This window comes from Methylobacterium amylolyticum (assembly GCF_030700245.1).
Lineage (GTDB): Bacteria > Pseudomonadota > Alphaproteobacteria > Rhizobiales > Beijerinckiaceae > Methylobacterium.
This window is the reverse complement of sequence record NZ_JAUYZI010000017.1, coordinates 56,769-70,160: the sequence shown is the minus strand read 5'-3', so window position 1 is coordinate 70,160 and position 13,392 is coordinate 56,769. Positions and strand designations below refer to the sequence as shown.

Below are 13,392 nucleotides of genomic sequence, written 5' to 3'. Positions count from 1 at the left end.
TCTCGCGGCTCGGAAGTGCGCACGCATCCGCGATGAGGCTCGTCACCCCGGCCGATTGCGCCCCAGGATCGAGTTCGTCCAGGATGTCGGCACATCAGAGCTTGTGCCCCATCAGCGCAGCGGCCCGAGCCACGTAACCGGGGCTGCCCCCGACATCGAGGTTGGTCTGGGGACCGTTCCGACCTCCCAGAGCCCGCAGCGCGCTGCGGGCGCGCGCGAAGTCGGGCCTGCCCTCGGTCTGCGTCCATTCTTTCTTGACCGGATAGGTTCGGCACAACGCGTCCAGCTCGGGCTCCGTCAGCCACGGCCGATCGGACGATGCGCAGTTCAGAGCGTGACGCGCCTCCTGGATCTGCCTCGCCCAGATCAGACGCTTCGCCCGTTCGATCTCCTGTCTCGGAAGCGCGCGTTTGACCGTTTCCTTGATCGATCGAAAGATCACGTCCGACATTGCCGCCAAGCCTCCGTCGCTCGAATCCGGCCGTGGATCGATGTGACCTGGATTCGAACAATAGAGGTCTCGCACCGCTCGCATAATCGGCCGTTCGGGCATGAAGCCGAGCGTTCCCGGGCGGCATGGATCGCCCACAACCTGTCCTGACGGCGAACCCCGATCATACGAAGGGTGTAGCGGGATGGCTGCCGGCCGCGCCGTTCCCCGCGTCATCGCGCACGTCGCGGCCGCCATGCCGGCTCCGGTCGCTTCGCCGGACGTCCCAAGTCGGCGTGATGCCGCGGCCTCCGGCCCACGCCGGCACCTGCGTTCGGGCAGGCGCGCCGTCCGGCCCCGACGGCCTCGTTTGGATGCGGGAGGACTCGGAAGTGCGAGCGGGCGGGGCCGAACGTCTCGGTCGGACGACGGCGGGAACGCGCGGGCCGGCACCGGGACCGCGATCGGACCGACATGGCCATCCCGGATTGATCGGGCTCCCGACGCCCGTCGATGCGGTGCCGTCGCCGACGATGGCTCGGGACCGAGCGGCCGAGGCTCGGGCGGTCCCGCGTCCCCGCGGGCGGGCGCAGCGGCCTGCTGGCGCTGCCGCGAGGAACGCCCGCGGCAGGACATCCTCCGGACGCATCAGCTTCGGCGAGGCACCGCCGGACGTCCGAGCCGCGTCGCCGGATCGTTATCCCGGGTCGATATCAGAGGTGTCGACGCAGGAGATGGGCGCGCTCCCGGTAGACCGTCTCTTCATCGAAGCGGTCACCTGTTCGGGCCGCGGCGCGGACGAGGTTGCACAGGCGATCGCGGTGCCGGTCGACCTCGACGATGAGATCGGCGAGGGCGCTCGGATCGTCCGCGGGGCAGAGTCGTCCGCCGCCATCCCGCGCGACGAGATCCTCGGCGTAACGGCTGCCGTAGCCCACGATCGGTGCCCCGCACACCAGGGCTTCGATGAGGCAGCGCGGCGACTCCGGCGTGCGGTGGCAGAACACGAAGAGGTCGGCTTCCCTGACGGCAGCCAGCAGGCGCGCCCGATCGTCCTCGAACCCGGGCAGCTCGACGCAGTCGGCCAGATCCAGCTCCGCCACGCGTTCCCGCATGGCGGCCCATTGCGGGCCGTCACCCCACCACGTCGCGGTGAACCGCGCCCCGCGGTGCCGGGCCGCGTGCAGGGCGTCGACCCAGTCGAGCGCCCCCTTCATGGCCGTGGCGCGGCCGACATAGACCACGCGCAGAGGCTCGTTCCGCCGGATCGCGGCGCACTTGTCCTCGAGCGCGGCGGGGCTGATCCCGTCCTCGCGCGTCGTGTGCGTGTCGTAGACGCAGCAGGGAAGCCGGGAATAGGGGGCGTAGGTGCCGAAGGTATCCTGTCCCTGGAACAGGCCGAGTGTGCTGCGCGCGATGAGACGCCGGTGATAGCCGATCATCAGGGGCAGGACGAGCGTGTTCTTGATGCGCCGCCGCAGGCGTGCCCCCTGGGACGTCCGTCGGATGACCTCGTGCTCGACGCGGTCGAACCAGACCGCGTGGGCGCGGTTCTGCCGCGCGGATTCAAGGGCCGCGATCCCGCCCCAATCGCCCACCAGCGATCCCAGGGTGAAGCACAGGTAGCGATGGGTTCTCACGGCGTGGGCGAGCACGCGCCGGGTTCGCAGGTAGTGGCTCGCGAAGGGACGGACCCGGTACGCGTTGGGCAGCGCCCGCACGGACAGCCTCGACGCGCAGCGCAACGTCTCGACGCAGCGCCACGCGGTCGTAGCCCCCGCACCGTCGGCACGTTTCGGGTCCGGGTCCTCTTCGAGTCCCATGAACGTGATCGTCTCGAAGCTCTGGCTCCAACGCTCCAGCCCCTGGCACGTCTGGTCGTCGAGGTAGAGCGCGCCCTGCGCGCGCCGCAGGGGTACATGCGTGACCAGGAGGAGGCTGTTGGGCGGACAATCCAGGGGCTCGACGCGGCCGCGAGGAGCGTCCATCGCATCCGGGGCCGTGGCGGAGATCATCGCAGCGATCGGTGAGGAGCGCGTCATGAGGGTGATCCTGGGCGGAGCATCGCGGGTGCACCGGGCGGCGCGGAGACGGGCGCTCGCAGCAGGGCACGGCGGCGCGGACAGCCTCACGTGCCGGGTGCGCGCCGAGGGCGCACCGGGGTGCGTCAGTAGGCGTTCCTCGGGACGAGCACGACGTGGAGCGTCCGCAGCAAGATCCACAGATCAAACCACAGGCTCCACCGCTCGACGTACCGCAGGTCGAATTCGACGCGGCGGACGATCGCGTCGGCGGTCCGCGTCTCGCCGCGGAAGCCGTTCACCTGCGCCCAACCCGTCATTCCGGGCTTGACGTGCTGGCGGATCGCGTAGTCGGCGATCTGCAGCGCGAAGTCCCGGTCGTGGGTACACGCGTGCGGGCGCGGGCCGATGAGCGACATGTCGCCCTTGAGGACGTTGAGGAGCTGGGGCAATTCGTCGAGGCTGGTCCGGCGCAGCATGCGGCCCAGAGGCGTCACGCGCGGGTCGCCGCGCTTGGCCTGCACCACGCACGCGCCGTCCTCCTGGACGGTCATCGTTCTGAACTTGTAGATCTCGAAGGGCTTGCCATCGATCCCGTTCCGGGTCTGCCGGAAGATCGCCGGCCCCGGCGAGGTGAGCCGCACGGCGATGCCGACGAGGATCATGAGCGGCGCCGCGCACAGGCAGAGCGCGGCACCCACGGCCAAGTCGAAGGCGCGCTTCAGGGCCCGGTCACCGACGGTGAGCGGCGCGCGCTGCAGCTCGAACGCGTAGGAGCCCCCGACGTGGCTAACGGGGTAGCGCAGCAGCCGCGCCAGCGTCTGATCGGCCTCCAGGCGCACCGTGCACGGGACGTTGCGGAGCGCACGTAACAGGTCGCTGCAATCGATGGCGGCGATCTCACGATCGACGATGCGGATCTCGTCCGGTCGGATCTTCCGAACGCGCTCGACGACGTAGTCCCGCGTGGCCGGATCCATGTCGCGCAGGGAGTCGATCGTGATCCCGGTCACCTGGGAGCAGGGCCCGAAATCGCGATCGAGGGGGCCTGCGGATATCGTGACGATGGCACGCGGGCGGATCCGGCCCTTCCGGATGGCGTGAAACGCGAGACGGGCGAACGCGAAGCGCTGTGCCGTCAGAGCCGCCGAGCCCGTCGCGGCAAACGCGATCAGCGCGGACGGGTCGATACCCTCGATCAGCCCGAGCCCTCGACGGGCGCACCACAGAAGCGCCGCCGCCGCCGCCCAGAGGAGCAGGATCCGCCAGGCGGGCCCGGACGGTCTCATGGCCGCATCCGGTCGGTAGAAGCCGGCTGCGACCATGCCGATCAGCAGCACGCTCCCGAGGACCGACATGGCGGAGATCTGGACGACCGTTGCGTCCGGCACCGCGCCGTCCGGACCGGCCAGGCCGAGGCAGAGCGCCCCCCCGAGCATCAGCGTCGCGATGTCGAGGGCCATCGCGCAGAGTCCGAGATGATCGTAGGAGATCGTCCTCGACGTGTTCGAGAAGACCACGATCGGATGCGGGGCGGTGAGTTCCTGGGTCATGGCCGCTTGTCTGAACGCTGGGTCGCCTTCAAGTGTCGATCGCGGCACCGACCAGTAAATTCAGCTAAATTGAGTACTCCTGAGATGGGATCCGTCGATATGCATGGGCGAACAAGACCAGGATCTGCTGGAGCGCGCTCCGCCGAGGTGGACACCGGCTCGGCGCGAGCGCGCGCGTCAGAACAAGGGCTGGGAGCCGTGCACGATGGCAACGCGATCGGGAACGGCTCTACACAGTAGGACCGAGCGACGCCCGCGGGCGGGTACGGGCGTCGGGCTCGACCTTCGCCGTGAGGATGCCCTCCGGTGCCGCCGGCACGTCGTGTGGACCGCGGCGCCCCGCGTGCGAAGTCCCCGCAAGGACCCCGATGGTACCGTCGAGCGGTCCGTGTCGGGCGGCGCCATCGGTGCCGTCCCGTGTCCGGCCGTCCTTCGAGGCGAGCGGCGGGTGCCGAAGGCTTCCGGCCCGCGGGTCCTCACCATTCGCCCTCGGGACATAGGCGGTGCGATCGGCTCCGACGCGATCGACCGAAGAAGCGCTCGTCACCCGGCGCCGACACGCGGTGGCACCTGCCGGTTCCGCGCGGTTGCCTGGGGGGCGCCGTCGCGTGCTTCACCTGCCTCGCCGCCCGAAATATCCCGCAGCTTCACCACCTGAGAATAAGACATCAAATAGGCCTCAAGATGCCATCTATAGCTTCCATGTCCAGCACTATCAATTTTCGGCATTGAGGTTGGCAACTTGAGCGAGCGCGCGCCGCATTGACGTTGAATGACTTTTTCGATGATGGCATTTATTGAGAACAGCACTCGAACCGACGCCCGCATATTTCAAAGATCGATCGGGCCTGGTTTCGCGATGGACGTGTCCGACAAACAGATTAACCCGAAAGAGGTAGCGGCTCCCCTTTGCAAATCGTTAATTTTTGGTTAACAAAATACCTCCCTTGCTGGTGGGCGGCGGCAGGACAGTGGACCTAGCCAGTAATTAACCCAAATTAGTAACGGGGTGCACAACCGATCCAACGCCGCGTCACGATCGACGGAGGGGTGTCGTCTAATGATGAACGGGTTGCAGGCGAGCGGACGTATTTTGCCGGACAGCAAGTATATCTTAGATGCTCGCTCAAGATCAGACGACGCTTCGAACGACGTGACACGTCAAGAAGCCCCCGTGTCGGCGGACAACGATGCGGGCACGACCATATTGATCGATCGCCGACCTCTCATCGGCCAGTGCGTCATCGCGTCACTTCAGTCGGCGGACAGAACTTCGAAGTTTTTGGTTTATCCCAGTGTTGAGCATGTCTTATCGGCCACCGTCGTCCCGGAAACGTCGACGATCGTGCTCTCGTATGCCGATTGCCATTTGCACAATTCAGAGCTGGAGCAGATCAAGCGCGATATCCATACCCTTCGGACGCGGATCGGCAGCGTATCCATCATTGTCATGGCCGACAGTGAGAATGCGACGTATATCTTGAAAGTTTTTCAGCTCGGCGTTCGCGGCTACATACCGACGACGAGTTCGCTCAACGTCGTTGTCCAGGCTTTGCGCCTGATCAGCGCCGGCGGAACCTACATGCCGGCCAATTGCATGCTCAATGCTCTGGTCAAACCGGCCGTCCAGGTCACCGAAGAGCCTGCGCAGGATGAATTTTTCTCTCCGCGTCAGTTGAGTGTCGCACGGGCCTTGCGCAAGGGGACGCCGAACAAGATCATCGCCTACGAGCTGAACATGTGCGAGAGCACGGTGAAGGTTCATGTGCGCAATATCATGAAGAAATTAAAGGCGAAGAATCGAACCGAAGTGGCTTACCTGACAAACAAGTATTTCTCCAGCGATTGACCCGGGACCGCGTTGAAAAGGTGCGGCATCTGAGGTTTCGAATTAGATTTTAATCTAGGAATACAAACACAGAGCTGCGCCCGATCGACTCGCTCCGTGGACGGGTCTGAGCGGTCGGTTGGCTGAGGCGCCTGCCGGGGCCGTCGGCCTCGCCGATCGCCCGTGAGCGCTGGTCGCCGCCCATCGGCCTGGGCGCGATACGCCCTCCCTCCCGGACCTTCTCGTGCCAGCGGATCGCACTGGCGGCGCCCACCCCGAAGCGCTTGGCCGCCGCACGCCGCGAGGTCCCCACCTCGATCGCAGCCACCACGCGCTCACGCAGATCGATCGACAGGGCTGAGGGCATCCGGCTCTCCTGCGAAAGCCGCCCAGAGAATCACGACACCGCGCCCGCGGGAACCCACAATTCGACTCCAACCCGAACGGTCGCCGCTCTGAAGCTCCGGTGATGTGGACGATCTGGACGACCCGGCACGGCATGAGGGCTGGGTTGAGCGGCCGCTCCATTCGCCCGACGTTTTCAGTCTCGCTCGCTCTGAGCGTGTGAACGCCCTCGCTTCGTCTCTTCGATGCGACGGTGAAGCCGCGCAGGTCACCGCTCCGTCGAACACCGACTACCGCGCGCGTCGGGCCGGATGCTCGGCTCCGCCTGTCGCCGGTCCCGCGACGCTGCTCGGTGCCGTCCACGATCCCGGGACCGGCGTCGCCGAGCGGGATCGGTTCGATGCCGGGCCCGTCACGGCACCCCGTCCTCCGCCGACGCCCGCGAGCGACGCCGCGCGTGCGCCGGCTTCGAGAGGCGGTCGGGCGGGTTCCGGCACATCGCGTTCGCGGCGCATGGGCGTCAGGTCCGCGCTTTCTCGGCGGTGGATCCGTCGATCGAGCGCAGCGCGCGCCGGGCGATCCGTCTCGTCGAGGGCGGCGGATCGCCCGCGCACCACGCCGCGACGAGGCCGCGCACCCAGTCCGGCCGCGATTTCGCGGCGTCGTTGAGCCAGTTCCCGACCGAATCCTGGACATAGGCGGATGGATCGGCGCGGAGGGGTTCGAGCAGCGGGAGGCCCGGCGACGGATCGGCCTTCAGGGCCGCGATGTGCGCGCACCAGACGCCCCGCGGCCGGGTCGCCTCGGAGGCGAAGCGGCGGACGCGGTCGGACGGGTCGGCCGTCCAGTCGCCGAGCAGCGGCATCGCCGCATCGATCCGGGCGGCGACCGCGGGGCGGACCGCGAGCCACGCCCATTCCCGGACGCCGAAATGGTCGTCGTCGGCATACGGACGGATCGCCGCCAGCCGATCGGGCAACGGCAAGTCCCGGGCGCCGATCATGAAGCACGCCCAGCCGCGCACCGTGTCGCTCCGGTGCCGGCCCAGCGCATCGATCGCTCGCGGCCCGAGCCGGTCCAGCAGGATCCGCCCGACGGCGGCCATGCGGGCCGAGATGCCGAGAGCGCCGAGCCGCACGAGGTCGCCATCGCCCAGGCCGGCCTGGGCGGGGACGACCTGCCCGAGCAAGGTGCCGAAGTCGACCGCCAGGATCTCGGCGAGCGTGCGGGTCTCGATCGCGCCGGCATCGATCGCCGCGCGGCGGCCTTCGCGCTCACGCGTCATCCGGCACCGCCCTCCGCGTCCCGGCGCCGGTGCGGGCGAAGACCTTGGCGAGCAGGCTCCGCAGCGCGTCGCGATCGGCCGCCGACAGGTCGGAGAACAGCGCGCCGATCCAGCGGCCATGCGCGCCCACGAGCTGCCGCGTCAGCGCGGTGCCGCTGGCGGTCGGCCGCACCGTCAGCGTGCGCCGGTCGACGGCGTTCGCGATGCGCCGGACGAGCCCCGATCGCACCAGCCCGTCGAGCAGCCCGGTGACGGTGCCGCGCGTCACGCCCGCCCGCGCGGCCAGCTCATGCGGCGACAGGCCGTCCCGGGCCTCGTCGAGCAGGACCAGGAGGACGAACTTCCCTTCCGACAGATCGTGCTCGCCCAGGCGCGCGGCGCAGTCCCGGTCGATGGCCGCGGCCAGCGAGAGCACCTCGAAACAGGTGCGCATGCCCTCGGCGACGCCCCGCGGCTGCTCGCCCGATCGGGCCAGCAGCGCGTCGTATTTCTGGGCGAGCGCAATCATGAGGCGCCATACTATATGGCAGCTCATGATCGATCAACGGGGTCGGGCGGGCCGATCCCGGGCCGGAGTGCCGCCTCGCGCGGTCAGGCGCGGCGTGCGGTCAGGCGGGGCCCGCGGCGGAGGACGACTCGGCCGACGGCGACCCGGCCGACGGTGACCCGGCGGCCCGGTTCCGGCCCGAGCGCCACTCCTCCAGCCGCTGGAGCACCACGTAGAACGAGGGCACGAACAGCACGGCCAGGCAGGTCGAGGCGAGCATGCCGCTGAACACCGCGATGCCGATCGACTTGCGCGCCGCCGCCCCCGCGCCCGAGGCGGTCACCAGCGGCAGCACGCCGAGGATGAAGGCGAAGGAGGTCATCAGGATCGGGCGGAAGCGCAGGCGCGCCGCCTCGACCGCCGCGTCGAGGATCGCCATGCCCTCCGCCCGCCGCTCGCGGGCCACCTCGACGATCAGGATCGCGTTCTTGCTCGCCAGGGCGATGAGCAGGATCAGGCCGATCTGCGTGTAGAGGTTGTTGGCCACCCCGAGCGCCAGCAGGGCGGAGACCGTGCCGAGCAGCGCCAGCGGCACGCCGAGCAGCACCGCCAGCGGCAGGATCCAGCTCTCGTACTGGCCGGCGAGCACGAAGTAGACCAGCACGATCGCCAGCGCGAACACGAGGTAGATCTGCGTGCCGACCGCCTTCTCCTGGTAGGACATCGCCGTCCAGTCGTAGCCGGTGCCGGGCGGCAGCACCTTGGCGGCGATCTGCTGCATCAGGTCCAGCGCCTGCCCCGAGCTGAAGCCGGGCGCCGGCCCGCCGACGATCGTGGCCGTCGGGTAGAGGTTGTAGAGGCTGATCAGCGACGGGCCGACCGCGCTCTTGATGTCGACCAGCGTGCCGAGCGGCACCATGGTGCCGTTGCCCGCCTTGACCATCAGGTTCTCGATGTCCTGCGGGCGCACCCGGAAGTCGGACGCCGCCTGCACGTAGACCTGGAAGGTACGGCCGAACTTGTTGAACTGCGTCACGTAGGACGAGCCGACGTAGTCCGAGAGCGTCGAGAACACCTGCCCCACGGTCACGCCGAGCGCCTCGGCCTTGATGCGGTCGATGACGACCGAGAGCTGCGGCACGCCGGAGCGGAACGAGGTGTCGAGCCGCTGGAGGCCGGACTGGGCGTTGCCGTTGGCCACGATGGTGCGGGCGAGGCTCTCGAGCAGCGGGTAGTCGAAATCGCCGTTGCGCAGCTCGATCTGCATGGTGAAGCCGCTGGCGTTGCCGATGCCCTGGATCGGCGGCGGCACCAGCACGTAGGTGTCGGCCTCCTCGATGGCCTTGAGGCTCTGGTTGAAGCGGTTGTAGAGGCTGCGCAGATCCTCGCCGTTCGACGCGCTGCGCTGGTCCCAGTTCTTGAGCACCACGTAGGCGACGCCGGCATTGGGCAGCGTCGCGCTGTTGTCGAGGACCGAGATGCCGCTGATCGCCAGCACGTTGTCGACCCCCGGCGTGGCCTTGGCCATCGCGACGATCCGCTGGAGCACCGCGTCGGTGCGCTCCTTCGAGGCGCCGTCGGGGAGCTGCGCACCGATCAGCACGTAGCCCTGGTCCTCGGTGGGCAGGAAGGCGGTCGGCAGGCGGGTCAGCCCCCAGCCGGCGAGGCCGATCAGCACCAGCGCGACGCCCACCATCAGGCCGCTGACGTGGACCATCCGGGCGATCAGCCGGGCGTAGAGCCGCTCGGCCGCGTCGTAGACCCGGTTGAAGCCGCGGTAGAAGACGTTGCGCTTCTCCGGCGGCACCGGCCGGCGCAGCCACAGGGCGCACTGCGTCGGCTTCAGGGTGGCGGCGTTGATCGCGCTGATCAGGGCGGTGGCGGCGATCACCAGGGCGAACTGCTTGTAGAGCTGCCCGGTCAGGCCCGGCAGGAAGGCGGCGGGGATGAACACCGACATCAGGACCAGGGTGATGCCGATGATCGGCCCGAACAATTCCTCCATCGCCTTCTCGGCCGCCGCCCGCGGGCTGAGGCCGCGCTCGATGTGGTGGGCCACGCCCTCGACGATCACGATCGCGTCGTCGACCACGATGCCGATGGCGAGCACGATCGCGAACAGCGTCGAGAGGTTCACGGTGAAGCCGAGGGCGGCCATCGCCGCGAAGGCGCCGATGATCGTCACCGGCACGGTGGTGGCCGGCACCAGCATCGCCCGCCAGTCCTGGAGGAAGACGAGGATCACGATCAGCACCAGGATCGCCGCCTCGAACAGGGTCATGTAGACCTCGTGGATCGAGGCCTGCACGAACTCCGTGGTGTCGAACGGGACGGTGTAGACGAGGCCCTCGGGGAAGCTCTTGGCGAGCTCCGCCATGCGCGCGCGGACCTCCTCGGCCACCGAGATCGCGTTCGCCTCCGGCAACTGGTAGATGCCGATGCCCGCCGCCGGCCGGCCGTTCAGGGTGAAGGACTGGCTGTAGGTCTGCGCGCCGAGCTCGACCCGGCCGACGTCGGACAGCCGCGTGATCCGGCCGCCGTCCTGCCCCTCGGCCTTGACGATGATCCGCTCGAACTCCGACGGGTCGTTGAGCCGGCCGTTGACGTTGAGCGTGTACTGGAACGCCTGCCCCTTCGGCACCGGCGGCATGCCGACCGCGCCCGCGGTGACCTCCTGGCTCTGCTGCTGGACGATGTTGATCACGTCCGAGGGCGTGAGCCCGCGCGCCTGCAACAGGTCCGGGTCGAGCCAGATCCGCATCGCGTACTGCCCGGCGCCGAACACGTTGACGTTGCCGACGCCGTTCAGCCGGGCGAGCTCGTTCTGGATGTTGATGACCGCGAAGTTCGACAGGAACAGGCTGTCGTAGCGCGAGTCCGGCGAGGACAGCGTCACGAATTGCAGGATCGCGGTCGACTTCTTCTGCGTGGTCACGCCCTGGACCTGCACCGCCTGCGGCAGCGAGGACATCGCGATGGCGACGCGGTTCTGGACCAGCACCTGCGCCTGGTCGCCGTCGGTGCCGATCGCGAAGGTGACCGTGAGGGTGTAGGTGCCGTCGCTGGCGCTCGTCGACTGCATGTAGAGCATGTTCTCGACGCCGTTGACCTGCTGCTCGATCGGCAGGGCGACGGTGTCGATGACGGTGCGCGCGCTGGCGCCCGGATAGCGGGTCGTGACCTGCACGGTCGGCGGCACGACGTTCGGGTACTGCGCCACCGGCAGGCCGTACAGCGCCACGGCGCCGATCAGCACCATGACGAGCGCGAGCACGTTGGCCAGGACGGGCCGCTCGATGAAGAAGCGCGAGATCATGGCGGGCCTGGAGGTTCGGGCGCGGCGGGGCGAGGCGGGCTCAGTGCTGTCCGGCCGGCTTCGCGTGCGTCCTGTGGCGGGGGTCGGCCGGCGGCGCCGGGGCGGCCGTCGGCGCCGCGGGGGCGGCCTGAGGCGCCGGGGTCGCGGGGGTCGGAGTCGCGGGGGCCGGAGTCGCGGGGGCCGGAGCCGCGGACGGGGCGGCGGGCGCCGGGGCCGCGGACGGGGCGGCGGGCGACGCGGCCGCCGCCGCCGCGGTGGGGGCATCCGGCTCCGGCGCGGTCCTGTTCGGGGCGACCTTCGCCCCCGGGATCGCGCGCTGGACGCCGTCGGTCACCACCCACTCGCCGGGCTGGAGGCCGGCCTCGATCACCCGGTAGCGCCCCTGGCGCTGGCCCGGCGTGACGCGGCGCTGGGCGACCACGTTGTCGGCGCCGACGACGAGGACGTAGTGGCCCTGCTGGTTGGTGCCGATTGCCTCGTCGCGCACCAGCAGCCCCTGGGCCGGGCGGGCCACCGGCACGCGCACGCGCACGAACAGGCCGGGCAGCAGCGCCCGGGTGCCGTTCTCGAAGATCCCCCGGACCATCAGCGTCCCGGTCGCCGGATCGACCTGCGGCGCCACGTAGTCGAGCTTGCCCCGGTGCGGGTAGCCGGTCTCGCTCTGGAGCCCGATCTCGACCGGGATCTGCGAGAGGTTGCCGAGCGTGGCCCCGTGCTCGGCGAGGCTCCGCTTGACCTCCAGCACCTGCTGCTCGCTGATGTTGAAGTAGACGTAGATCGGGTTGAGCTGCACGATCGAGGCGAGCTTGGTCGGCCCGCCGGTGCCCACCAGCGCGCCGACATCGGCGAGGTGGTTGGTCACGATGCCGTCGAAGGGCGCGAGCACCGTCGTGTAGCCGAGGTTGATCTTGGCCAGGTCGAGGTTGGCCTGCGCCTCCGTCACCGCGGCGGTCGCCTGATCGAGCTTCGTCTTGGCGTCGTCCACGCGGGCCTGCGAGGCGAATTCCTGCTTCCCCAGGGTGGACTGGCGCCCGTACTCGGTCTGGGCGTTGGTGCGGGCCGCCTCCTGGGCCTCCAGGGCGCCCTGGGCCTGCTCGAGTTGCGCCTGGTAGGTGTTGCGCTGGATCGAGAAGAGCGGCGTGCCCTTCGTCACCGCCGAGCCGTCCCGGTAGGTGATGCCCTCCAGGAAGCCCTGGACCCGCGCTTCGAGATCGACGGCGGCGAAGGCCTTGGTGTTGCCGGTCAGCTCGAAATAGCGGGTGACCGGCTGCACGAGCGGCTGGGCCACCGAGACGGTCGGCGGCGGGGGCGGGACGTAGGCGTTCTTCTCGCCGCACCCGGCCAGGACGGCGAGCAGGGCGGCGGCGAGAGGGGCGGCCAGAGGGGCGGCCAGAGGGGCGGCGAAGAGCGCGGCCGGGACCGCGGGGAGATCGGCCCCGGGGCGCGCGGGGCGCAGCGGCAGGCCGGGGAGCCCGGCGTCGACGCGTCGTGGGAAGGGCATGGACGGGCCTGAGCTGGAAGGAGGCGCACGGGCGGAAGGAGCGGCGGGTCCGGCGGCCCGCTCAGGCGGGCGCGGGCCTGGCCGCGCCCGGATCGCCGACCGGCGGCGGGGCGGCGCGGCGGCCGGCATCGGACGAGACGACGATGCGGCGAGTCCCGGCGGAGAGCGTCACGGCGCGGGGACGCGCGATCAGGGGACGCGCGAGCACCGGCCTCATCAAGTCGCCCCCCAAGACCAAGCCGTGCCCCCCTGACGAAGGATCAAGTCTCGCCTCCAGGGCAGAGAATGACCCGAGACCGCGAGATCAGCACCGACGCCGCCGACCCGCCGGGCGACTGCGCCGAATCTGCCCCTGCCATCCTAGGCAGGTTTTCGACACGAAAGAAGCGCCGGCCGCCGCTGATCAATGCGGAACTCTTCGGGCGTGCGCATCCGACAACACTCGGTCGCGGCGGCCGGAAGACGCTCCGGTCTTGGCCGAGCCCGGGCTCGAGGCCGGGGACGATCGACCGGCCTGCCGCGCGCCCGGTTTCCGCGCCCCGCCCGAGGACGACCTGCGACAGCGGCGGCCGGGGCGGCGCGGCGCCGGTCGGTTGCCGGGCGTGCCCGCCCGCGACTACAGACGC

Annotated in this window: 8 protein-coding genes and 1 pseudogene; 1 reads left to right on the top strand and 8 read right to left on the bottom strand. The window is 69.6% G+C overall.

The window, feature by feature from the left end:
* Nucleotides 1-94 precede the first annotated feature (94 nt).
* The 3 genes from Q8W71_RS13990 to Q8W71_RS13980 all read right to left on the bottom strand — a co-directional run bounded on the left by Q8W71_RS13990 (nt 95) and on the right by Q8W71_RS13980 (nt 4,004).
* Nucleotides 95-451 (bottom strand): hypothetical protein, encoded by a 357-nt coding sequence (locus Q8W71_RS13990; protein ID WP_305525991.1) that lies wholly within the window; start codon nt 449-451, stop codon nt 95-97.
* Nucleotides 452-1,143: 692 nt separating this feature from the next.
* A complete protein-coding gene (locus Q8W71_RS13985) occupies nt 1,144-2,418 on the bottom strand; it encodes a glycosyltransferase (RefSeq protein ID WP_305525990.1) in 1,275 nt (424 codons plus the stop codon).
* Nucleotides 2,419-2,597: 179 nt separating this feature from the next.
* Nucleotides 2,598-4,004: an exopolysaccharide biosynthesis polyprenyl glycosylphosphotransferase gene (locus Q8W71_RS13980; RefSeq protein WP_305525989.1), complete on the bottom strand. Its 1,407-nt coding sequence runs from the start codon at nt 4,002-4,004 to the stop codon at nt 2,598-2,600.
* Between the two features lie 1,060 nt (nt 4,005-5,064).
* Between Q8W71_RS13980 and Q8W71_RS13975 the strand changes: the two genes are divergently transcribed.
* Entirely contained in the window at nt 5,065-5,853 is a 789-nt protein-coding gene (locus Q8W71_RS13975) for a response regulator transcription factor (protein ID WP_305525988.1), read from the top strand.
* Nucleotides 5,854-6,007: 154 nt separating this feature from the next.
* On the opposite strand, the pseudogene Q8W71_RS13970 reads toward Q8W71_RS13975, so the two are convergent.
* From Q8W71_RS13970 to Q8W71_RS13950, 5 genes and pseudogenes are all read right to left on the bottom strand, one after another.
* Nucleotides 6,008-6,199: pseudogene (locus Q8W71_RS13970) on the bottom strand (IS630 transposase-related protein); the annotation flags it as partial.
* 498 nt (nt 6,200-6,697) lie between these two features.
* Nucleotides 6,698-7,462, bottom strand: a complete 765-nt coding sequence (locus tag Q8W71_RS13965) for a DNA alkylation repair protein (protein ID WP_305525987.1) — start codon at nt 7,460-7,462, stop codon at nt 6,698-6,700.
* The gene (locus tag Q8W71_RS13960) at nt 7,452-7,970 is read right to left on the bottom strand and encodes a MarR family winged helix-turn-helix transcriptional regulator (RefSeq protein WP_305525986.1); all 519 of its coding nucleotides are present in this window, start codon (nt 7,968-7,970) and stop codon (nt 7,452-7,454) included. The genes Q8W71_RS13965 and Q8W71_RS13960 overlap by 11 nt, the downstream gene beginning before the upstream one ends.
* Before the next feature lie 100 nt (nt 7,971-8,070).
* Entirely contained in the window at nt 8,071-11,265 is a 3,195-nt protein-coding gene (locus Q8W71_RS13955) for an efflux RND transporter permease subunit (protein WP_305525985.1), read from the bottom strand.
* Between the two features lie 40 nt (nt 11,266-11,305).
* Nucleotides 11,306-12,766, bottom strand: coding sequence for an efflux RND transporter periplasmic adaptor subunit (locus tag Q8W71_RS13950; RefSeq protein WP_305525984.1), 1,461 nt, complete (start codon nt 12,764-12,766; stop codon nt 11,306-11,308).
* Between the last annotated feature and the right edge of the window lie 626 nt (nt 12,767-13,392).

Bases quoted from the DNA above. Each gene is read 5' to 3' on its own strand.
- Q8W71_RS13990 (WP_305525991.1), bottom strand. From the start codon at position 451: ATGTCGGACGTGATCTTTCGATCGATCAAGGAAACGGTCAAACGCGCG.
- Q8W71_RS13985 (WP_305525990.1), bottom strand. From the start codon at position 2,418: ATGGACGCTCCTCGCGGCCGCGTCGAGCCCCTGGATTGTCCGCCCAAC.
- Q8W71_RS13980 (WP_305525989.1), bottom strand. From the start codon at position 4,004: ATGACCCAGGAACTCACCGCCCCGCATCCGATCGTGGTCTTCTCGAAC.
- Q8W71_RS13975 (WP_305525988.1), top strand. From the start codon at position 5,065: ATGATGAACGGGTTGCAGGCGAGCGGACGTATTTTGCCGGACAGCAAG.
- Q8W71_RS13965 (WP_305525987.1), bottom strand. From the start codon at position 7,462: ATGACGCGTGAGCGCGAAGGCCGCCGCGCGGCGATCGATGCCGGCGCG.
- Q8W71_RS13960 (WP_305525986.1), bottom strand. From the start codon at position 7,970: ATGATTGCGCTCGCCCAGAAATACGACGCGCTGCTGGCCCGATCGGGC.
- Q8W71_RS13955 (WP_305525985.1), bottom strand. From the start codon at position 11,265: ATGATCTCGCGCTTCTTCATCGAGCGGCCCGTCCTGGCCAACGTGCTC.
- Q8W71_RS13950 (WP_305525984.1), bottom strand. From the start codon at position 12,766: ATGCCCTTCCCACGACGCGTCGACGCCGGGCTCCCCGGCCTGCCGCTG.